Genomic DNA, 19,979 nt, shown 5'->3' on the forward strand with positions numbered 1-19,979 from the left:
TTCCACGGCCGCTCCGCCGTTGACGCATGTGCCGCGCACCAAGCGCGGCGTGATCTCCTACGCCGCCCGCGACATCGTCCGCACGGCCGCCAATGGGTACTTGCCCACCGCGGTCTCGCCGGACAGCATCAGCGCGTCGGCGCCGTCGAGCACCGCGTTGGCGACGTCGGAGGCCTCGGCGCGCGTGGGTCGCGAGTTCTCGATCATGGAGTCGAGCATCTGAGTCGCCACGATGACGGGTTTGGCGTTCTCCCTTGCGATCTGGATGGCCCGCTTCTGCACCAGCGGAACCTCTTCCAGGGGGAGCTCGACGCCCAGGTCGCCACGGGCCACCATGATGGCGTCGAAGGCCAGCACGATGGCCTCGAGATTGTCGACGGCTTCGGGCTTTTCGAGCTTGGCGATCACCGGCACCCGCCGCCCGATCCGATCCATCACCTCATGGACCAGCTCGACATCCGACGGCGAGCGCACGAAAGACAGCGCGACGAGGTCGACGCCGAGGTTCAGCGCGAAGGTGAGATCCTCGATGTCCTTCTCCGACAGGGCGGGGGCGGACACGTTCATGCCGGGTAGCGACATGCCCTTGTTGTTGCTCACCGGGCCGCCTTCGACGACGGTGCAGACCACGTCGTCGCCGTCGATGTCCTCGACCACCAGCCCGACCTTGCCGTCGTCGATCAGAATCCGGTCACCGACGACGGCGTCCTTGGCCAATTTCTTGTAGGCGGTCGACACCCGGTCGTGGCTGCCTTCGCAGTCGGCGACGGTGATCCGGACTGTTTCACCGTCGGCCCAGTAGGTCGGCCCGGTGGCGAAGCGCCCGAGCCGGATCTTGGGGCCCTGCAAGTCGGCCAGCACGCCGACCGCGCGGCCGGTCGCGTCCGAGGCGGCCCGTACCCGGTTGTAGGCGGCTTTGTGGTCGGCGTAGTCGCCGTGGCTGAAGTTCATTCGGGCGACGTCCATTCCGGCCTCGACCAGCGCCAGGATCAACTCGTCCGATTCGGTTGCAGGACCAAGGGTGCAGACGATCTTTCCGCGTCTACTCACGGCGACCCAGCATAGTCGTGCTCTTTGTTATCGGGATGACCCGACGGTGGCGCCACTGTTACCCGCTGAGAATCGTCGGGATCAGTGGAAATCCAGGCAGGTTGCGGGTCACCGTCCACACCGCCGCCGCGACGACGACGGTCACCACCGCGGGCACCGAGAGCCAGGGCCGCCCCTGACGCCGGCGCAGCACGATCCATCCGGCCAGCGCCGGGATACCGATCAGCAGGAAAAGGTTGTCGTTGACGGTGGCGACGAGGTCGCCGTGCAGCAGGTCGTGCGTCATCCGCAGCCCGCCGCAGAAGGGGCAATTCCAGCCGGTGAGCCACTTGAACGGGCACTGCGGATACAACGAGTGTGTGTTGTGCGGGTCGACGAAGCCCACGTAGCCGAGTGCGCCGGCAAGCAGCGCGCCACCCCCGGCGGCGGCATACATGCGATGACGGCGGCTCAGGGTCGGGGAAGCGGGACTAGGTTCCATCGCGCAGCGGGCGACCCTGCGGGTCGGGGACCTTGTCGGTCAATATCAAAATCGCGTCGATGATGCTCCAAATCAGCCCGACCCCGCAGGTGAGCCAGCCCACCAGCAGCTGGGCGACGCCCACGCCGACGTCACCGATGTAGAAGCGGCCGATCCCGCCGACGCCGACCAAACTGAGCAGCTGCAGGAGGCCCGCGGTGGTCTTCGACTTGTCCGAGAACGGTTGTCCGGTTACCGGATGGCGGCCGAAGGGCGCGGTCGGGTCGTAGTACGGGCCGGGCGCGGGATATTGCGGATTGGGCGGTGGATATCCCGGCGCGGGCGGAGGCGGCGGTTGCGCCGCCGGGTCGGACCCAGCGTCGTGCCACGGCTGATCAGTCACGTCCTCAGCATGCCCCACTGGTGCGCCAACGTCGACTCGTTGGGCGGAAATCCACACATCTCGCGCAACGACTCGACGTTGGACGAGGATTGACCTCAACGCCCCCTTCGGTTGCGAAGCCGAAAGCGCAGGCGCCGCCGAGTGGAGCCGGACTCGGCTTCCGCCGCAACATCGGCGTCTGCCGGTTCCTCCGCCGCGGGTTCCTCCGCCTCTTCTCGGTCCTCTGCTTCCGGCTCCTCAGATTCCGACTCTGCCTGCGGCTCTTCGGATTTGGGCTCTTCGTCGGCCTCGGTGTCGTCGGCTTCGGGCTCTTCGTCCGCGGTCTCGTTTTCGGTCGCCGCCTCCGGCTCCTCGGCTTCGGACTCCTCGGTTTCGAGCTCGTCGGCTTCGGGCTCCTCGGCTTCGGGCTCCTCGGCTTCGGGCTCCTCGGCTTCGGGCTCGTCGGCTTCGGGCTCCTCGGCTTCAAGCTCTTCGGCTTCCGAATCCTCGGCTTCGGCTGCCGCGGCCTCGGTCACGACCGCTTCCGCCTCCGCGTCGTCGGGCTCCGCAGTTTCCGCTTCCGCCTCCGCAACGGCTGCCTCGGCCTCCGCGACTTCAGGCTCGGTGCTTTCGGATTCGTCGGTTACGGCCTCCGGCGCTTCGGCATCCGCGGATTCCGGCTCAGCCTCAGCCTCGACCTCCCCGGCTTCAGGCTCTTCGGTCTCGGCCTTTGCGACTTCAGCCTCAGGCTCTTCGTCTTCAGCCTCTTCGTCTTGAGCCTCTTGGTCCTCAGCCTCCTCGCCTTCAGCCTCTTGGTCCTCAGCCTCCTCGGCCTCCGCCTCGGGTTCTTCGACCTCGTCGGCTTCAGGTTCTTCGCCCTCAGTAGCAACCGGAGTCTTTACCGTTTCCGAGTCCGCGACTTCAGGTTCGACGGCCTCAGCCTCGGCCTCCGCCTCAGGTTCTTCGTCCTCAGGTTCTTCGGCTTCAGCTTCCTCGGCTTCAGCTTCCTCGGCTTCAGCTTCCTCGTCCCCAGCCTCGTCGCCTTCGGCAGCGGCCTGAGTCTGTACCGTTTCCGGCTCGGCGGCTTCAGGTTCGACGCTCTCCTCTTCGGCGGCTTCGGAATCGGTGGCTTTCTCGAGATCAGTCGTTTCCGCATCCGCGGCCGCACCGGTGACCGCCCCGGACGCCGACGCGACAGCGGCGAGCTCATCCGCGGGCTCGGGTTCGGCTTCGGGCAACTCCTCGTCGACGTAATCGGTGCCGCGCAGGCTCTCGGGATCCTCGCGGCCTTTCGGCGCCAGAACGAGGTAAACCACCGCCCCGATGAACACGAACGTCGATGTGAACGAATTGATTCGGATCCCCGCGATGTGGGTGGCCGTGTCGTCGCGCAGCAGCTCGACACAGAATCGCCCGACGCAGTAGCCCGCCACGTAGACCGCAAACAACCGCCCGTGGCCCAAGCTGAATCGGCGGTCCAGGTAGATCAATGCGACGAATACCAGTACGTTCCAAATCAATTCGTACAGAAACGTCGGCTGTACGACCAGCGCCAGCTGGCCGGTCGACACACCGTCGAGCGAATGCGGATCGATGTATCCCGCGGGATCGCGACGGTAGAAGATCTCCAGACCCCACGGCAGAGTGGTTTCCCGCCCGTAGAGCTCCTGGTTGAAGTAATTCCCGAGCCGACCAATGGCCTGCGCCAAGATGATTCCGGGAGCAACGGCGTCGGCGAAGGCCGGCAGTGGAATTCCGCGGCGCCGGCATGCGATCCACGCGCCGACGGCGCCGAGGGCCACCGCGCCCCAGATGCCCAAGCCGCCGTCCCAGATTCGCAGGGCCGCGGCGGGCCCGGCTCCGCCCGGCCCGAAATAAGTCCGCCAATCGGTGGCCAGGTGATAGAGCCTGCCGCCGATCAATCCGAAAGGCACCGCCCACAGGGCGATGTCGTAGATCACTCCGCGCTGGCCGCCCCGAGCCACCCAACGCCGATCGCCGATCACCAGCGCAACCACGATGCCGGCGATGATGAACAGCGCGTAGGCGCGAATTGGCAACGGGCCCAAGTGCCAGACGCCCTGCGACGGGCTCGGGAAATAGGTGGGCAACATCGTCATGACGCGGACTCCCCCTGTCGCACACCCTCGGCGAGTTCCTCGGTCAGGGCGCGCAGCCTCGGCAATCCGTCGCCCAGCGCCGACACCAACGCGGAACCGACAATCACACCGTCGGCGTAACTTGCGATCTGCGCGGCCTGCTCACGCGATCGCACCCCCAGGCCCACGCCGACGGGTATGTCCGACACTGCCCGAACCCTGCTCACCAATTCGGGTGCGGCCTGCGACACCGCGTCGCGGGCCCCGGTCACGCCCATTGTCGATGCCGCGTAAACGAATCCGCGCGAGGCCTCGACCGTGGTCACCAACCGCTGCGGCGTCGACGAGGGCGCCACCAGGAATATGCGATCCAACCGATGCTCTTCGGACGCCGCGATCCACTGCTGGGCCTCGTCGGGAATGAGGTCGGGGGTGATCAGGCCGTGCCCGCCGGCCGACGTCAGGTCCCGCGCGAACGCATCAATCCCGTAGCGCAGCACCGGGTTCCAGTAGGTCATCACCACGGCGCGTCCACCGGCCGAGGCGATCGCCTCGACCGCGGCGAGCGTATCGCGCACCCGCACTCCCCCCTGCAATGCGGCCTCGGTGGCCCTGGCGATGGTGGGACCGTCCATCCCGGGATCGGAATAGGGCACCCCGACTTCGATGAGATCGCAACCGGATTCGACGAGCGCGGTCATCGCCTTCAGGGAAGTCGGCACATCCGGGTACCCGGTGGGCAGGTACCCGATCAGCGCCGCGCGGTTATCCTTTCGGCAGGACTCAAACAGCGGCCCAAGCCTGCTTGCTTCGCTTTGTTCCACGGTCATTGCGCGCCCGCATCGCCCAGCAAGCCGAACCACTTCGCAGCCACCTCGACGTCCTTGTCGCCACGACCCGACAGGTTCACCACAATGATCGCGCCCCGCCCCAGCTCCTTGCCCAGCTTGAGGGCGCCGGCGACCGCATGCGCGGATTCGATGGCCGGGATGATGCCCTCGGTATGGCACAGCAGCCGAAAGGCATCCATCGCTTCGGAATCGGTGATGGGCTGGTATTCGGCGCGCCCGGTTTCCCTGAGCCACGCGTGTTCGGGACCCACCCCCGGATAATCCAGACCCGCTGAGATCGAATGGGATTCGATGGTCTGGCCGTCCTCGTCTTGCAGCAGGTAGGAAAACGATCCCTGAAACGCGCCCGGCGACCCGCCGGTGAATGTCGCTGCGTGCCTGCCGGTCTCGACGCCGTCGCCCGCCGCCTCATACCCGACGAGGCGCACACCGGGGTCATCGAGAAACGCGTGGAAGATGCCGATAGCGTTCGATCCGCCACCCACGCAGGCCACGACCGCGTCGGGCAACCGGCCGGCCTGAGCCTGGATCTGCGCGCGCGTCTCCAGCCCGATGACTCGCTGAAAATCACGAACCATGGTCGGGAAGGGATGCGGCCCTGCCGCGGTGCCGAAGCAGTAGTACGTGTTCTCGGCGTTGGTAACCCAGTCACGGAACGCCTCGTTGATGGCGTCCTTGAGGGTTTGGGAACCGGTCTCGACCGAGACCACCTCGGCCCCCAGCATTCGCATCCGCGCGACGTTGAGCGCCTGACGCGCCGTATCGATGGCGCCCATGTAGACCACGCAATCGAGGCCGAGCAAGGCGCACGCGGTGGCGGTGGCCACGCCGTGCTGACCGGCGCCGGTCTCGGCGATCACCCGGGTCTTGCCCATTCGCTTGGCCAGCAGGGCTTGACCGAGCACGTTATTGATCTTGTGAGAACCGGTGTGGTTCAGGTCTTCTCGCTTGAGGAAGACACGCGCCGAACCCGCGTGCTCGCTGAACCGAGTGGCCTCATACAGGGGTGACGGCCGCCCGGCGTAGTTCGCCTGCAGCTCGTCGAGGGTGTCCAGGAAGTCCGGGTTGACGCGTTCCTTTTCGTAAGCGGCGGTGACCTCTTCGATCACCGCCATCAGCGCCTCGGCAACATACCGGCCGCCGTACACGCCGAAATGACCACCCGAATCGGGGTCGTGGCGGGTGGGTTCTGCGATGGCCGCGCTCGGAAGCGGAAGCTCCGGGCGGGTTAGATCTGCCATCACCAATACTCAACGCGGGGGCGGCTCATCGGGTTCAACGTTTCGTGCTCGTCAACGCCTAGCGAGCCGGTTTCGGACAGGACGGATGGGTTCCCGCGGTGACCAAGTCGGCGACCGCGGCGCGCGGGTCGCCGCTTTTGACCAGACCCTCACCGACCAAGACGGCGTCGGCGCCCGCACCGGCATACGCCAAAAGATCTCCGGTCCCACGCACGCCCGACTCGGCGATCCTGATCACGTTGCTGGGCAACCCCGGAGCGATCCGTGCGAAGCAATCCCGGTCCACTTCCAGCGTCGCGAGATCGCGCGCGTTGACACCGATCACGTTGGCGCCGGCCTTCAATGCCCGGTCGGCTTCTTGTTCGGTGTGCACTTCGACGAGCGCTGTCATGCCAAGCGATTCGGTGCGGTCCAACATTGACACCAACGCGGACTGATCCAACGCGGCGACGATGAGCAACAACATGTCGGCGCCGTGCGCTCGCGCCTCATGGATCTGATATGGCTGCACCACAAAGTCTTTGCGCAATATCGGGATCGAGACCGCGGCCCGTACGGCGTCGAGGTCGTCGAGGGAGCCGTTGAAACGACGTTCCTCGGTCAGCACGCTGATGATGCGGGCGCCGCCATCTTCGTAGGCACGGGCCAGTTTTGCCGGATCGGCAATGGTCGCCAGTGAACCCGCCGACGGACTGGCCCGCTTGACCTCGGCGATGACGCCGATGCCGGGCTCGCGCAGCGCGGCCATCACATCGAGCGGTGGTGGCGCGGCCGCGGCGGCCGCTTTGATTTCGGACAGGCTGATAAGCGCTTCGCGCGCGGCAACGTCGGCCCGGACTCCCTCGAGGATGGAGTCAAGCACGGTTGCCGGACTCATACCTGTCGTTTCCCTTCCCACGGTCACGCACGGTCTACAGCCGATTTCGACGACGTCAATGAAGGGTAGCGACCGTCGGCTTGCGGTCCGTCACCGACCCTCGGTGTCGGACTCGCGGGGCCGATCGGTCGGGTCGCGGCCCTCGTCGAGCGCGTCCCAGAGCATCCGCTCCGACATCTCCGGCGTCTCCGGCTCCTCCAGCATCGCCGAGTCAGCGTCTCCGCGTAGCGCATTTGAGCGACGTGTCGCCGGCGAGGCATATTTTGTTGCGCCCAGTCGGTCCGAACCCAAGACCGAAGCCGAGCGCATCAGCAGAACCGCGGCGACCAGAGTGCACACCGCGGCCAGCAGCGCGATTCCCGCGCCCCAGTAGCGCCGTTCGCTGCCCACCAGCGACACCAGCGACACGTGCGCCAGATCGGCTCCGCGCACCGCCACATCCGGGATCACCCACAGGCTCACGCCCAGATACGCGACGGCAAGGCTCGCGGCCGCCAGCAGCCCCGCCAGCGCCCGCAGCGGCCAGCCGCGCACCGCCAGCGCCGCGATGGCCGTCGCCAGCATGAGCAGCGCCAACGGCAGCAGGGCGGTGGACCACGACGCGCCGGGCAGGCTCACCTCCTTCGGCTGGCCCAGCCCGTCGAACGACCGGATCACCACCCACGGCAGCCGCGACGCCACCCACAGCGCCACGGCGGCGATGACCAGCAGCAACTGGGCTACCCGGATCGTCAGCCGGGCCCGCCGGGCATCAGCCATTGCGGCCCACGTCCGGCGCGGTCAGCGTCTCGGCGGCGGCGATCGCATTGAGCACCGCGCGCGCCTTGTTGGTCGCCTCGGTGAATTCGTAGGGCCCGTTGGAATCGGCCACTACCCCACCGCCCGCCTGGACATACGCCGTGCCGTCGCGCATCAACGCGGTGCGGATGGCGATCGCGAAGTCGGCATTGCCGGCGAAGTCGAGGTAGCCGACCACGCCGCCGTAGAGGCCGCGGCGCGTCTTCTCCACCTCTTCGATCAGCTCCATGGCCCGCACCTTCGGCGCACCCGACAGCGTGCCGGCCGGGAAGCAGGCCGTCACCGCGTCCAGGGCGGTGTGGTCGTCGGCCAGCATCCCGGTCACGGTCGACACCAGGTGCATGACGTGGCTATAGCGTTCGATGTGGCTGTAATCCTCGACCCGAACGGTCCCCGGCGTGCATACCCGGCCGAGGTCGTTGCGGCCGAGGTCGACCAGCATCAGATGCTCGGCGCGTTCTTTGTCGTCGGCCAGCAGTTCCTTTTCCAGCAGCTGGTCCTCTTCGTCGTTCTGGCCGCGCCACCGGGTCCCGGCGATCGGGTGCGTCGTCGCCCGGCCCTCGGTGACGGTGACCAGCGCCTCCGGACTGGACCCGACGATCGAAAAGTCAATCGTCCCTTCGCTATTCGGCACGTGCAGCAGATACATGTACGGGCTGGGGTTGGTTGCGCGCAGCATGCGGTAGACATCGATCGGATCGACATCGGTGTCCATCTCGAAGCGCTGCGAGGGCACCACCTGAAACGCTTCGCCGGCCGCGATCTGCTCGACCAGGTAGTCGACGATTTTGCCGTATTCCTCGACGGTGCGCTGGGCCCGGTGGCGCGGCTCCGGCCGGCTGAAGGTGGCGACCGTCGAGGGCAACGGCTGCCCCAGCGCCGCGGTCATCACATCCAGGCGCGCGACAGCGTCGTCGTAGGCCTCGTCGACGCGCTCGTCGGTGCCGTTCCAGTTCACCGCGTTGGCGATCAGCGTGATGGTGCCCTCGTGGTGGTCGACCGCCGCCAGGTCGGTGGCCAGCAGCAGGAGCATGTCCGGGAGTTTGAGGTCGTCGACCGCCAGCTCGGGCAGCCGTTCCAGGCGCCGCACCAGGTCATAGGCGAAAAAGCCGACCATGCCGCCCGACAGCGGCGGCAGCCCCGGCTTGATTTCGTGGGGGGAGGCCGTGGCCAGCAGCTCGAGGGTGGCCTGCAGGGCGTCCAGCGGGTCGCCCCCGGTGGGTGCGTCCTGCGGGACCGTGCCCAGCCACACGGCCTCGCCGTCGACCACGGTCAGTGCCGATGGCGATCCGGCGCCGATGAACGACCACCGCGACCAGGACCGACCGTTCTCGGCGGATTCCAGCAGGAAGGTGCCGGGGCGATCGGCGGCGAGTTTGCGATAGGCCGACAGCGGCGTCTCGGTGTCGGCCAGGACCTTGCGGGTCACGGGAACCACACGGTGCTCGGCCGCGAGCTGGCGAAAGTCCTCTCGGGAGATGGCGTCGGCGAGGTGGGCGTGCACTGAACCATCCTCCCAGATACGGGGTCAGCGGCTCGCGCGTAGCCTGACGCCATGAAAACTGGTGACAGCGTGGCGGACTTCGAACTTCCCGATCAGACGGGCACGCCACGCAAGCTCAGCGCGCTGCTCTCCGATGGACCCGTGGTCCTGTTCTTTTACCCCGCGGCGATGACGCCCGGCTGCACCAAGGAGGCGTGTCACTTCCGCGACCTGGCCGCGGAATTCGCCGCGGTGGGCGCGAACCGCGTCGGCATCAGCGTCGATCCCGTGCAGAAGCAGGCCAAGTTCGCCGACTCGCAGCACTTCGACTACCCGCTGCTCTCGGACACCGAGGGCACCGTCGCCAAGCAATTCGGCGTCAAGCGCGGTCTGCTGGGCAAGTTGATCCCGGTCAAGCGAACGACCTTTGTCATCGACACCGATCGCACCGTGCTCGACGTGATCTCCAGCGAATTGAGCATGGAAACCCACGCCGACAAGGCGCTGGCCACGCTGCGGGCCCGGTCGTCGGCATAGCTCGGCGAGATTGCCTGCGGCCCTTAGATTTTACGGGATGATCGCCAGGAACACGTAAGCCGCGAGCAGCACCAAATGCACCTCGCCCTGCAGGCGGGTGGCGCGGCCGGGCACCACGGTCAACATGCTGATCACCACCGTCAGCGCCAGCAGCACCAACTGCGTGGCGCCCAGGCCGAGCACCAGCGGCCCTTTGAGCCACACGGAGGCCAGCGCGATGGCCGGGATGGTGAGCCCGATGCTGGCCATCGCCGAGCCGTAGGCCAGGTTCAGGCTGATCTGGATGCGACCCCGCCGCGCCGCGCGCACCGCCGCAAGCGTCTCGGGCAACAGCACCAGCGCGGCGATCACCACGCCGACGAACGTCTGCGGAAATCCGACCGCCGTCACCACGCGCTCGACCGTCGGCGACTCCTGCTCGGCGAGACCCACCACCGCCGCCAGGGCCACGACCAACAGCGCAAGGCTGGTCCACGACTCCCTGCTGCTCGGCGGGTCGGCGTGGCTTTCGTCCTCGAACCGCCGTTTTTGGCCCTTCTGCGCGATCGGCAGGAAAAAGTCGCGGTGCCGGACGGTCTGGGTGAACACGAACAGCAGGTACAGCAGCAATGACGCGACCGCGGCGAAGGCGAGCTGACCGGGCGAGAATTCCTTGCCCTCGTGGCTGGTGGTGAACGCCGGAATCGCCAGGCTCAGCGTCGCCAGGGTCGTGAGCGTGGCCAGCGCCGCTCCGCTGCCTTCGGCGTTGAACAGCGTCACGCCGTAGCGGCGGGAACCCAGCAGCAGTGACAGGCCGGCGATCCCGTTCGTGGTGATCATCAGCGCGGCGAACGCCGTGTCGCGGGCCAGCGTCGCCGCCTCGTTGCCGCCGGAGGCCATCAGCTCGACGATGAGCGCCACCTCGATGATCGTCACGGCCGCGGCGAGCACCAGCGACCCGAACGGCTCACCGACCCGATGGGCGACCACCTCCGCGTGATGAACGGCGGCCAGCACCGCGCCGGTCAGCAGCGCCGCCTCGAGCGCGACCGTGACGGGCTCGAGTTCCCGGCCCCACATCACCGCCATCGTGCCGAGGGCGAGCAGCGGTACCACCACCGTCCACGACACGCGTCTCAACATCGCCCGCCATTGTCATCGAAGTCCGCGGCGGCCGCTTTCCCAGGCCACTCGACGGCGACGTCAGGGCTTGGTCGCCGTCACAAAGTAGCCGCGCGGCACGCCGGGCACGTCCAGCGGCACGACGGGGTGCTCCCACCGATTCCACCTGCTGCCGGGTTCGGCCACGTCGGTGACGACGGCCGTCCAGCCGCGGTCCTCGGCGAGGGCGCCCGGCGTGTCGGTGCCGAAGACCCACGGTGCGCCCAGTTGCCGCATGTACTGCAGCGTCGACTCGAGAAACGGCGCCTCCAACAGCGTCCGGCCCACGACGTCGTACAGGAGCACAGAGCCCGGGGCCGACAACGCGTCGATGCGCGCGAACAGGGTGTCGACGGCCGACGCGTCGATGTATTGCAGCAATCCCTCGACGAGCCAGGCCGTCCGCCCCGACGGGTCGAAGCCCTTCGAGCGCAAGGCTTTTGGCCAGTCGTTGGCCAGATCGACGCCGACCGCAACCCGATGGCAGCGGGGCGATTCGCGGGCCAGTCGCTCCTCCTTCATCGCGATGACGTGCGGCTGGTCCACTTCGTAGACGGTGGTGGCCGGGCGCCACGGCAGGCGATACGCACGGGCGTCCATCCCCGCGGCGAGGATCACCACCTGCGACAGCCCATCGCGCTGCGCGGCGGCGAGCGCCTCGTCGAAGAACCGGGTGCGGATAATGATCTCGGCCGAGGCCTGGCCGGTGGCGGCGACGGCGTCGGCGAGCAACTGCCGGCCGTCGTCGCCCGCCAGCCGTTCGGCGAACGGGTCGGTGAAAAGCCGATCGTCGCGTGCGGTTTCTTCGGCGCGCATCGCCGCCGTGAGCAATCCGGTGGCCGCTACCGCGTGTTTGGTGTTGTCCATGCTCCGATCATCGCCGTGCCGGCGCCGGCCGTCTTGGATATTTGTGCCGCTCCGTCGGGACGTGGCTGGGCAACACGATGGGCTGACTTCGGTACTGCGTCGGCGTCATCGCGGTGAACGACCGGAATTCGCGCACGAAATGCGCCTGGTCGAAGTAGCCGGTGTCGGCCGCGACGCGCGCGCCGCGCTCCGCGCCCGCGTCGAGCCGGCGCAGCGCCGCCTGCAGTCGACGGACCCGCGCATACGCCTTGGGCGCCAGGCCGACCTCGGCCCGAAACATCCCGATCATCCGCTTGGTCGACAGCCCCGCCAAACGCCGGACCTCCGCCATCTGACGGGAGGGATCGGTTTCGATCGCCGCCATCGCGGCGGCCACACCCGGGTGGCGGCGCACGTTGAACCGCGCGCGTTGCAGTAGAAAATCCTCGAGGACGCCGAAACCGTCGGCCGGCGACGGGGCCTCGATCAAGCGCTCGTGCAGCTCACGCCCGTCGCGCCCCCACATTTCATCGAGGCCTACGCGCGCATCCTCCAGGTCGCCCTGCGGGATGCCGAAAAACGGAAACGCGCCGCCGGGACGGAAGTGGATCGCGATAACCGGTTCGTCGGCCGCGATGTCCGTGATGTACGACGCGCGGTGCGGCCCGATGACGATCGCGGGCGGAACCGCCAGGCGGGTGCCGTCGGCGGTGTAGAAGTCCAGCCGCTGGCGCCGCCCGACGTCGAAGATGATGGTGGCCGCGCCGCGCGGCAGCGCTCGGCTTCGGTAGGTGGACCCGCGGTGTCGCCAGTGCCCGAAGAATTCGACATACTCGGCCAGGGGCGGTTTCGGTCGATACAGCGCGGGCCGGTCCACCTCGGGCAAGTCCTTCCCCGTCGATCATTCGAAACCTCAGTAGCATGCTCACATGCCGCAAAGCGATGGCTTAGCCGAGGGCGAGGTGTTCGCCGGCTACACGATCGTTCGGCGGCTGGGGGCCGGCGGCATGGGCCAGGTGTATCTGGCGCAGCACCCGCGGCTGCCCCGCCGCGACGCGTTGAAGATCCTGCCCCGCGAACTGACCGCGGACGACGAATTCCGCCAACGCTTCAACCGCGAGGCCGACCTGGCCGCGAACCTGTATCACGAGCACATCGTCGGCATCCACGATCGCGGCGAATACCAAGGCCAACTGTGGATCTCGATGGACTACGTGGAGGGGACCGACGCCGCGGAGCTGCTGCGCACCCAGCACCCGTCGGGAATGCCGAAAAGTCAAGTCCTCGAGATCATTTCGGCCGTCGCCGACGCGCTCGACTACGCCCACTCGCGCGGGCTGCTGCATCGCGACGTCAAGCCCTCCAACATCCTGCTGACCGAGGCCGCGCCCCGCCGACGGATCCTGCTGGCCGATTTCGGCATCGCCCGGGAACTCGGCGAGATCAGCGGCCTGACCGCGACCAACATGTTGGTGGGGACGACCGCCTACTGCGCGCCGGAGCAATTGCAGGGTGCGGATCTGGACGGCCGGGCCGACCAGTACGCGCTGGGCTGCACCGCCTTTAACCTGCTGACCGGCTCCGCCCCGTTTCATCATTCCAACCCCGCGGTCGTCATCACCCAGCATTTGTCCACCCCGCCGCCGCACGTCAGTGAGCGCCGGCCTGAATTGGCCGACCTCGACGGCGCCCTGGCCAAAGCGCTCGCCAAAAAACCCGACGACCGTTACGCCACGTGCTCGGATTTCGCGGCGGCGCTCGGCAGCCAGCTGAAGACCGGCGCCGAGGCGGCGGGCCGAACGGAAGTCATTGCCGCACCGACGGAAGTGATCGCGGCGCCCCGAAGCGAAGCACCCCCGGCGGCCAAACCGCGCACCCGCCGGCGAACGGCGACGTCGATAGCGGCGATCGTTGCCGTCGCGCTGGTCGGGTTGGCGATACTCGTCGGCGTCCGTCTGGTCCGCGACCACTCCCACCAGCCCACCAGCGATACGCATTCGCGTTCCGTGGCGCCGCCGCCCACCAGCACCGCCCCCGCGACCGCGGCCATCAAGCTCACCAGCCAACTCACCGACCAATCGGGTGTGCTCGGCCCGCTCGAGTCCGACGCCGTGCAGCGGGCGCTCACCAGGCTCTACGACGGTCGCGGCACCCGGCTCTGGGTGGTCTACGTCAGGAATTTCGGCGGCCTCAAGCCAATGCGGTGGGCCGAGGACACCATGCGCGCCAACGGTTTCACCGACGCCGATGCGATTCTCGCCATCGCCACCGATGAAACGGCCTTCTCGTTCCGGGTGCCCAACGCGGTGCTCGCCGGAAAGGCCATCGACGTCGAGCTCATCCGCCGCGACCGGATCTCCCCGGCCGTCTTCCGCCACGAATGGGCCCGGGCGGCGATAGCGGCCGCCAACGGATTGGACGTTGCACCCAGCTAGCCCCCAGCTAGCCCTCGGGGGCCAGCAGGACGTCGGCGTCGAAACAGCTGTGATCGCCGGTGTGGCAGGCACCGCCAACCTGGTCGACGGTCAGCAGCACGGTGTCGCCGTCGCAGTCCAGTCGCACCGAGTGGACGTGCTGGGTGTGGCCGGAGGTCGCGCCCTTGATCCACTGTTCGCCGCGCGATCGCGAAAAATACGTGGCCTCACGGGTTTCCAGGGTGCGGGCCAGCGCCTCGTCGTCCATCCAGGCGACCATCAGCACGTCGCCGCTGCCGCGCTCCTGCACGACGGCGGTGAACAGCCCCTCGGCGTTGCGCTTCAGCCGCGCCGCGATCTTCGGGTCGAGCGTCATCGCACGGCGATCCCCTCTGCGACCATGGCGGCCTTCACCTGTCCGATGGTCAGCTCGCGGAAGTGAAACACGCTGGCCGCCAACACCGCATCGGCGCCGGCTGCAACCGCGGGCGCGAAGTGTTCGACGGCACCGGCGCCGCCGCTGGCGATCACGGGCACCGTGACGGCCGCGCGCACGGCGCGCAGCATGGGCAGGTCGAAGCCCGCTTTGGTGCCATCGGCGTCCATCGAGTTCAGCAGGATCTCCCCCACCCCGAGTTCGGCGCCGCGGGCCGCCCATTCGATGGCGTCGATCCCGGTGCCGCGGCGACCGCCGTGCGTGGTGACCTCCCAACCCGACGGTGTCGGCGCCGACCCCGCGGGGACCGTGCGTGCGTCGACCGACAACACGATGCACTGGGATCCGAACTGCCGCGCCATCTCCGCCAACAGGTCCGGGCGGGCGATGGCCGCGGTGTTGACCGAGACCTTGTCGGCCCCGGCGCGCAGCAACATGTCGACATCGGCCACCGTGCGAACTCCGCCGCCGACCGTCAGCGGGATGAACACCTGCTCGGCGGTGCGGCGCACCACCTCCAACATGGTCGCCCGTCCCGACGACGACGCGGTCACGTCCAGGAAGGTCAGCTCGTCGGCGCCTTCGGCGTCGTAGGCCGCCGCGAGCTCCACCGGATCACCCGCGTCGCGGAGGTTGGCGAAATTGACGCCCTTGACCACCCGCCCGTCGTCGACGTCCAGGCACGGGATCACACGCACGGCCAGCCCGGTATCCGCGTACATGTCAGTAGTCCTCCGGTTCGCCTATGCTGCGCAGGATCTCGAGAATCTCGGCATGCGCGCCGGGCGCCGCGGCCAGCACCGACCGCGCCGCCGGGGTCCACGGTTCGCCGGCCAGGTTGGTGACGATCCCGCCCGCGGCGCGCACCTGCGCGACCCCCGCGGCATGATCCCAGACGTGGCCACCGAAAGTTATTGCGCCGCCAAGTATTCCGTCGGCAACGTAGACGAGGTCGATGCCGGTCGAGCCGTGCATGCGCAACCGGGACGACACCCGGCTGAGCGTCTCCAGCACCGCCAGCCGATAGCGTCCCGGGAACCGGCCGCGCGAGTCGACGCTGAACGTGCCCACGGCGACGAGCGCGTCGCCCAGGTCGGTGTGGGCCAGCGGCGGTTGCGGGACACCGTTTTTCACCAGCGGACCTCCCGCTGCGGCGGTGTAGCGGTCATTGGTGAACGGGACCCAGGTCAGGCCGGCGACCGGCTCGCCGTCGTGCAGCAGGCCCAACAGGATTGCGGCCATCGGCGATCCGGCGGCGTAGTTGAACGTGCCGTCGACCGGATCCAAGACCCACACCCACGGCGAGTCGACGGCCGTGCCGCCGAATTCCTCGCCGTGGACCCCGATTCCGGTGGCATCTTCCAGGGCGGCGACGACCTGGCGTTCGATGGCGAGGTCGACTTCGGTGGCGAAGTCGTCGCCCTTCTTGGCAACGGCGGAATCGGCGCGGTGACCCTCCAAGAACGGCGGTACCGCCGCGTCCAGGATCGCCGATGCCTTTTCGACGAGCGCGTCCACATCCACCGCGCTACTCCCGCACCGCGGCCAGCGCCTGCGGCAGCGTGAACCGCCCGGCGTAGAGGGCCTTTCCGACGATGGCGCCCTCGACCCCGCGGCCGGTGAGGGTAGCGATGGCGCGCAGGTCGTCGAGGCTGGACACGCCGCCCGAGGCGATCACCGGCGTGTCGGTGCGATCGGTGACCGCGGACAGCAGATCGATATTGGGGCCGCCCAGCGTCCCGTCCTTGGTGACATCGGTGACGACGAACCGCGAACATCCCTCGCCGTCAAGGCGTTCCAGCACATCCCACAGGTCGCCGCCGTCGGTTTCCCAGCCGCGCCCGCGCAGCCGGTGCCCGCCGTCGGTGATCTGCACGTCCAGCCCGACGGCGACCTTGTCGCCGTGCTCGGCGATCGCCCGCGCGCACCACTGTGGGTTTTCCAGCGCCGCGGTGCCCAGATTGACCCGAGCGCAGCCGGTGGCCAGCGCCGCGGCCAGCGAATCGTCGTCGCGGATACCGCCGGACAGCTCCACCTGGACGTCAAGCTTGCCGACCACCTCGGCGAGGAGTTCGCGGTTGGAGCCGCGGCCGAACGCGGCGTCCAGGTCCACCAGATGGATCCAGTCGGCGCCGTCACGCTGCCAACCCAGCGCGGCGTCCAGCGCCGAGCCGTACGCGGTTTCGCTGCCGGCCTTGCCCTGGACCAGGCGCACGGCGCGTCCCTCGACCACGTCGACGGCGGGTAACAAAATCAACGGCATCTTTACAGTCCCTCGACCCAGTTGCTCAGCACGGCCGCACCGGCATCCCCGCTCTTCTCCGGGTGGAATTGGGTGGCGGCCAACGGCCCTTCCTCGACGGCGGCCAAAAACGGCACCTGATGGGTGGCCCACGTCAGCACCGCATCCGGGGAGCCCTGCCAGGACTGCGCCGCGTAGGAGTGCACGAAGTAGAACCGCGCGCCCGCGTCCAGGCCGTCGAACAGCACGCTGCCCGGCCCGGGCTTCACCACGTTCCAGCCCATGTGCGGGATCACCGGGGCGTCCAGCCGGGTGACGGCCCCGGGCCACTGCCCGCAGCCCGTGGTCTCCACGCCGAACTCGACCCCGCGCGCGAACAGGATCTGCATGCCGACACAGACCCCCAGGACCGGGCGCCCGGCGGCGACCCGTTCGGCGATGATCCGCTCGCCCGCGATCTTGCGCAGTCCGGTCATGCACGCCTCGAACGCGCCGACGCCCGGCACCACCAGACCGTCGGCGGTCGCCGCGGCGCGCGCGTCGGCGGTCACCTCGACCGAGGCGCCGACCCGCTGCAGCGCGCGTTGGGCCGACCGCAGATTACCCGACCCATAGTCCAGTACCACGACCGATCGTGTTGTCACAGAACACCTTTGGTGGACGGCACGCCGGAGACGCGGGGGTCGGGTTCGACCGCCTCACGCAACGCGCGGGCAACCGCCTTGTACTGCGCTTCGGTGACGTGGTGCGGGTCGCGCCCGTAGAGGACACGCACGTGCAGCGCGATACGGGCATTGGAGGCAAGCGTCTCGAACACGTGCCGGTTGACGACGGTGTGGTAGGGCACCGAGCTGCCGGTAATCGTGGTGTGCTGCAGGTGATCCGGCTCCCCGGTGTGTACGCAGTAGGGTCGCCCCGACACGTCGACGGCGGCGTGGGCCAGCGTCTCGTCCATCGGGATGAACGCGTCGCCGAACCGGCGGATGCCTTTCTTGTCGCCGAGCGCCTGCCCGAGCGCCTGACCCAGCGCGATCGCGGTGTCCTCGATGGTGTGGTGCGCCTCGATCTCGACGTCGCCCGTGGTGCGAATGGTCAGGTCGAAGCTGGCATGCGTGCCCAGCGACGTGAGCATGTGGTCGTAGAACGGCACACCGGTGTCGACGTGGACCTGCCCGGTGCCGTCGAGGTCGAGTTCGACGACGATGTCGGTTTCCTTGGTGCGACGTTCGATACGCGCACTGCGGGTCGCTGCGTCTGTCTGGGTCACGGCGCTCCTACAGGGCTGGGGGTGGCTGGAGCCAGTTCGGTGGTGGCGAGCTGGGCGCTGACTCGCAGGAACGCATCGTTCTCATCGGCGAGTCCCGTGGTGGCGCGCAGGTACCCGGGAATCCCGACGTCGCGGATCAGTATGCCCGCGTCCAGATAGCGCTGCCAGGTGGCCGGCGCGTCGGCGAACCGTCCGAACAGCACGAAGTTCGCGTCGCTGGGGATCACCCGAAAGCCCATGGCGGTCAAGGCCGTTGCCACGCGGTCGCGTTCGGCGGCGAGGGTGGCCACGCTGCCCAGCGTGTCGTCGGCGTGGCGCAGCGCGGCCCGCGCCGCGGCCTGCGTGAGCGACGACAGGTGATAGGGCAGCCGTACCAGCAGCATCGCGTCGATCAGCGCCGGCGTGGCGATCAAATAGCCGAGCCTGCCGCCGGCGAAGGCGAACGCCTTGCTCATGGTGCGGGTCACGACTAGCCGGGTCGGGTACTCCGCGACCAGCGACACCGCGCTGGGCTGCGACGAGAACTCCCCGTACGCCTCGTCGACGATCAGGATCCCCGGCACCACGTCGAGCAGCCGTCGCAGATCCGCCAGCGAAACGCTCTGTCCGGACGGGTTGTTGGGGCTGGCGATGAATACCACGTCGGGCCGCCGGTCGGTGATGGCGGCGACGGCGGCATCGACGTCGAGGCTGAAGTCGTCGGCGCGGACCGCTTCCAGCCATTCGGTGTGCGTGCCGTCGGAGATGATCGGGTGCATCGAATACGACGGCACGAAGCCGATGGCGCTGCGCCCCGGTCCGCCGAACGCCTGCAGCAGCTGTTGCAGGATCTCGTTGGAACCATTGGCGGCCCAGAGGTTTTCGGTGGCCAAGGGGACTCCGGTCTGCGCACTGAGGTAGGCGGCCAGATCCTGGCGCAGGGCCACCGCGTCGCGGTCGGGGTAACGATGCAGCCCGGCGGCCGCCTCGGCAACCGAGCGCACCACGTCGTCGACGAGGGCTTGCGTGGGCGGGTGCGGGTTCTCGTTGGTGTTCAACCGCACCGGAACCACCAATTGCGGTGCACCATAGGGCGATTTGCCGCGCAGGTCGTCGCGCAGCGGCAGGTCGTCCAGTGTGGGCTCGGGTTCCATCATCGCTCGAACCTCCGCCGTACCGCCTCGCCGTGCGCCGGCAGGTCCTCGGCCTTCGCCAGCGTCACGACATGACCCGAGACGTCCTTGAGGGCCGCCTCGGTGTAGTCGACGACGTGAATGCCGCGCAGGAACGTCTGCACCGACAGGCCGCTGGAATGCCGCGCGCTACCTCCGGTCGGCAGCACGTGATTCGATCCCGCGCAGTAGTCGCCGAGACTCACAGGCGAGTACGGCCCGACGAAAATGGCTCCGGCCGAACGTATTTGGCTGGCGACCCGCGGCGCATCGGCAGTCTGGATCTCCAGGTGCTCGGCGGCGTACGCGTTGACCACCTTGACCCCAGCGTCCAGGTCGTCGACCAAGATGATCCCGGACTGGCGTCCGCTCAGCGCGGCCGTCACGCGCTCGCGGTGCACCGTGGTCTGCAGCTGGGCCGCCACCTCGGCGTCGGTGGCCTCGGCCAAATCCTCGCTCGGGGTGACCAGCACACTGCCGGCCATCTCGTCGTGTTCGGCCTGGCTGATCAGGTCTGCGGCCAGATGCGCCGGGTCGGCGGTGTTGTCGGCGAGGATGGCGATCTCGGTTGGGCCGGCCTCGGCGTCGATGCCCACCCGCGAGCGGCACAGCCGCTTGGCGGCGGTGACGTAGATGTTGCCCGGCCCGGTGATCATGTCGACCGGCGCCAGCTCGGCGCCGTCGGTGTCGGTGCCGCCGTAGGCC

At 68.4% G+C, this 19,979-nt stretch carries 20 protein-coding genes and 2 pseudogenes; 2 read left to right on the plus strand and 20 right to left on the minus strand.

The window, feature by feature from the left end:
- Positions 1-66: 66 nt before the first annotated feature.
- From pyk to A5745_RS03095, 9 genes and pseudogenes are all read right to left on the minus strand, one after another.
- Positions 67-1,050: pseudogene (gene pyk, locus A5745_RS03055) on the minus strand (pyruvate kinase); the annotation flags it as partial.
- A 58-nt stretch (positions 1,051-1,108) separates the two neighbouring features.
- Positions 1,109-1,531, minus strand: coding sequence for a DUF2752 domain-containing protein (locus tag A5745_RS03060; protein ID WP_076115063.1), 423 nt, complete (start codon positions 1,529-1,531; stop codon positions 1,109-1,111).
- Positions 1,521-1,970 carry a TM2 domain-containing protein gene (locus A5745_RS03065; RefSeq protein ID WP_371336814.1) on the minus strand — a complete coding sequence of 150 codons (450 nt, stop codon included), beginning with the start codon at positions 1,968-1,970 and terminating at the stop codon, positions 1,521-1,523. Before A5745_RS03065 ends, A5745_RS03060 begins: the two co-directional genes overlap by 11 nt.
- Positions 1,971-2,632: 662 nt before the next feature.
- Positions 2,633-4,012 (minus strand): annotated as a pseudogene (locus A5745_RS03070) (prolipoprotein diacylglyceryl transferase); the annotation flags it as partial.
- Complete coding sequence (gene trpA, locus A5745_RS03075) at positions 4,009-4,821, minus strand: tryptophan synthase subunit alpha (protein ID WP_076115064.1); 813 nt, start codon at positions 4,819-4,821, stop codon at positions 4,009-4,011. The gene trpA and the pseudogene A5745_RS03070, both read right to left, overlap by 4 nt.
- Positions 4,818-6,083: a tryptophan synthase subunit beta gene (trpB, locus tag A5745_RS03080; protein WP_076115065.1), complete on the minus strand. Its 1,266-nt coding sequence runs from the start codon at positions 6,081-6,083 to the stop codon at positions 4,818-4,820. Before trpB ends, trpA begins: the two co-directional genes overlap by 4 nt.
- A 58-nt stretch (positions 6,084-6,141) precedes the next feature.
- Positions 6,142-6,960, minus strand: coding sequence for an indole-3-glycerol phosphate synthase TrpC (gene trpC, locus A5745_RS03085; protein WP_076061861.1), 819 nt, complete (start codon positions 6,958-6,960; stop codon positions 6,142-6,144).
- Between the two features lie 90 nt (positions 6,961-7,050).
- On the minus strand, positions 7,051-7,719 hold the full coding sequence (locus A5745_RS03090) for a TIGR02234 family membrane protein (protein WP_076115066.1): 669 nt from the start codon (positions 7,717-7,719) through the stop codon (positions 7,051-7,053).
- Positions 7,712-9,262 (minus strand): anthranilate synthase component I, encoded by a 1,551-nt coding sequence (locus A5745_RS03095; protein ID WP_076115067.1) that lies wholly within the window; start codon positions 9,260-9,262, stop codon positions 7,712-7,714. The genes A5745_RS03090 and A5745_RS03095 overlap by 8 nt, the downstream gene beginning before the upstream one ends.
- A 51-nt stretch (positions 9,263-9,313) precedes the next feature.
- Here A5745_RS03095 and A5745_RS03100 point away from each other — a divergent pair, with 51 nt between their 5' ends.
- Positions 9,314-9,778, plus strand: coding sequence for a peroxiredoxin (locus tag A5745_RS03100; RefSeq protein ID WP_076061867.1), 465 nt, complete (start codon positions 9,314-9,316; stop codon positions 9,776-9,778).
- Between the two features lie 30 nt (positions 9,779-9,808).
- On the opposite strand, the gene A5745_RS03105 is transcribed toward A5745_RS03100, so the two are convergent.
- The 3 genes from A5745_RS03105 to A5745_RS03115 are packed head-to-tail and all read right to left on the minus strand — an operon-like array spanning position 9,809 to position 12,641.
- On the minus strand, positions 9,809-10,900 hold the full coding sequence (locus A5745_RS03105; RefSeq protein WP_076115068.1) for a calcium:proton antiporter: 1,092 nt from the start codon (positions 10,898-10,900) through the stop codon (positions 9,809-9,811).
- Positions 10,901-10,960: 60 nt separating this feature from the next.
- Complete coding sequence (locus A5745_RS03110) at positions 10,961-11,785, minus strand: SAM-dependent methyltransferase (protein ID WP_076061871.1); 825 nt, start codon at positions 11,783-11,785, stop codon at positions 10,961-10,963.
- 7 nt (positions 11,786-11,792) lie between these two features.
- Complete coding sequence (locus A5745_RS03115; RefSeq protein WP_076115069.1) at positions 11,793-12,641, minus strand: AraC family transcriptional regulator; 849 nt, start codon at positions 12,639-12,641, stop codon at positions 11,793-11,795.
- 52 nt (positions 12,642-12,693) lie between these two features.
- Here A5745_RS03115 and A5745_RS03120 point away from each other — a divergent pair, with 52 nt between their 5' ends.
- Positions 12,694-14,199 (plus strand): serine/threonine-protein kinase, encoded by a 1,506-nt coding sequence (locus tag A5745_RS03120; RefSeq protein WP_076061875.1) that lies wholly within the window; start codon positions 12,694-12,696, stop codon positions 14,197-14,199.
- A gap of 7 nt (positions 14,200-14,206) precedes the next feature.
- Here the strand turns inward: A5745_RS03120 and hisI are convergent, their stop codons facing one another.
- From hisI to hisD, 8 genes are all read right to left on the minus strand, one after another.
- Positions 14,207-14,554 carry a phosphoribosyl-AMP cyclohydrolase gene (hisI, locus tag A5745_RS03125; protein WP_076115070.1) on the minus strand — a complete coding sequence of 116 codons (348 nt, stop codon included), beginning with the start codon at positions 14,552-14,554 and terminating at the stop codon, positions 14,207-14,209.
- Positions 14,551-15,336, minus strand: a complete 786-nt coding sequence (gene hisF, locus A5745_RS03130) for an imidazole glycerol phosphate synthase subunit HisF (protein ID WP_076115071.1) — start codon at positions 15,334-15,336, stop codon at positions 14,551-14,553. The genes hisI and hisF overlap by 4 nt, the downstream gene beginning before the upstream one ends.
- 1 nt (position 15,337) lies before the next feature.
- Positions 15,338-16,138 carry an inositol monophosphatase gene (locus A5745_RS03135; protein ID WP_076115072.1) on the minus strand — a complete coding sequence of 267 codons (801 nt, stop codon included), beginning with the start codon at positions 16,136-16,138 and terminating at the stop codon, positions 15,338-15,340.
- A 4-nt stretch (positions 16,139-16,142) separates the two neighbouring features.
- The gene (priA, locus tag A5745_RS03140; protein ID WP_076061882.1) at positions 16,143-16,877 is read right to left on the minus strand and encodes a bifunctional 1-(5-phosphoribosyl)-5-((5-phosphoribosylamino)methylideneamino)imidazole-4-carboxamide isomerase/phosphoribosylanthranilate isomerase PriA; all 735 of its coding nucleotides are present in this window, start codon (positions 16,875-16,877) and stop codon (positions 16,143-16,145) included.
- 2 nt (positions 16,878-16,879) lie between these two features.
- Positions 16,880-17,500 (minus strand): imidazole glycerol phosphate synthase subunit HisH, encoded by a 621-nt coding sequence (gene hisH, locus A5745_RS03145; protein ID WP_076061884.1) that lies wholly within the window; start codon positions 17,498-17,500, stop codon positions 16,880-16,882.
- Positions 17,497-18,123 (minus strand): imidazoleglycerol-phosphate dehydratase HisB, encoded by a 627-nt coding sequence (gene hisB, locus A5745_RS03150; protein WP_076115073.1) that lies wholly within the window; start codon positions 18,121-18,123, stop codon positions 17,497-17,499. Before hisB ends, hisH begins: the two co-directional genes overlap by 4 nt.
- The gene (locus tag A5745_RS03155) at positions 18,120-19,259 is read right to left on the minus strand and encodes a histidinol-phosphate transaminase (RefSeq protein ID WP_076115074.1); all 1,140 of its coding nucleotides are present in this window, start codon (positions 19,257-19,259) and stop codon (positions 18,120-18,122) included. The genes hisB and A5745_RS03155 overlap by 4 nt, the downstream gene beginning before the upstream one ends.
- Positions 19,256-19,979: histidinol dehydrogenase (hisD, locus tag A5745_RS03160; RefSeq protein WP_076115075.1), on the minus strand; the 724-nt coding region annotated here is incomplete at its 5' end. The genes A5745_RS03155 and hisD, both read right to left, overlap by 4 nt.

The organism is Mycobacterium sp. IS-2888, assembly GCF_001954215.1.
Classification (GTDB): domain Bacteria; phylum Actinomycetota; class Actinomycetes; order Mycobacteriales; family Mycobacteriaceae; genus Mycobacterium.

Excerpts from the sequence above, each read along its gene's own strand:
- A5745_RS03060 (WP_076115063.1), bottom strand. The coding sequence starts at position 1,531 with ATGGAACCTAGTCCCGCTTCCCCGACCCTGAGCCGCCGTCATCGCATG.
- trpA (WP_076115064.1), bottom strand. The coding sequence starts at position 4,821 with ATGACCGTGGAACAAAGCGAAGCAAGCAGGCTTGGGCCGCTGTTTGAG.
- trpB (WP_076115065.1), bottom strand. The coding sequence starts at position 6,083 with ATGGCAGATCTAACCCGCCCGGAGCTTCCGCTTCCGAGCGCGGCCATC.
- trpC (WP_076061861.1), bottom strand. The coding sequence starts at position 6,960 with ATGAGTCCGGCAACCGTGCTTGACTCCATCCTCGAGGGAGTCCGGGCC.
- A5745_RS03090 (WP_076115066.1), bottom strand. The coding sequence starts at position 7,719 with ATGGCTGATGCCCGGCGGGCCCGGCTGACGATCCGGGTAGCCCAGTTG.
- A5745_RS03100 (WP_076061867.1), top strand. The coding sequence starts at position 9,314 with ATGAAAACTGGTGACAGCGTGGCGGACTTCGAACTTCCCGATCAGACG.
- A5745_RS03105 (WP_076115068.1), bottom strand. The coding sequence starts at position 10,900 with ATGTTGAGACGCGTGTCGTGGACGGTGGTGGTACCGCTGCTCGCCCTC.
- A5745_RS03110 (WP_076061871.1), bottom strand. The coding sequence starts at position 11,785 with ATGGACAACACCAAACACGCGGTAGCGGCCACCGGATTGCTCACGGCG.
- A5745_RS03120 (WP_076061875.1), top strand. The coding sequence starts at position 12,694 with ATGCCGCAAAGCGATGGCTTAGCCGAGGGCGAGGTGTTCGCCGGCTAC.
- hisI (WP_076115070.1), bottom strand. The coding sequence starts at position 14,554 with ATGACGCTCGACCCGAAGATCGCGGCGCGGCTGAAGCGCAACGCCGAG.
- hisF (WP_076115071.1), bottom strand. The coding sequence starts at position 15,336 with ATGTACGCGGATACCGGGCTGGCCGTGCGTGTGATCCCGTGCCTGGAC.
- priA (WP_076061882.1), bottom strand. The coding sequence starts at position 16,877 with ATGCCGTTGATTTTGTTACCCGCCGTCGACGTGGTCGAGGGACGCGCC.
- A5745_RS03155 (WP_076115074.1), bottom strand. The coding sequence starts at position 19,259 with ATGATGGAACCCGAGCCCACACTGGACGACCTGCCGCTGCGCGACGAC.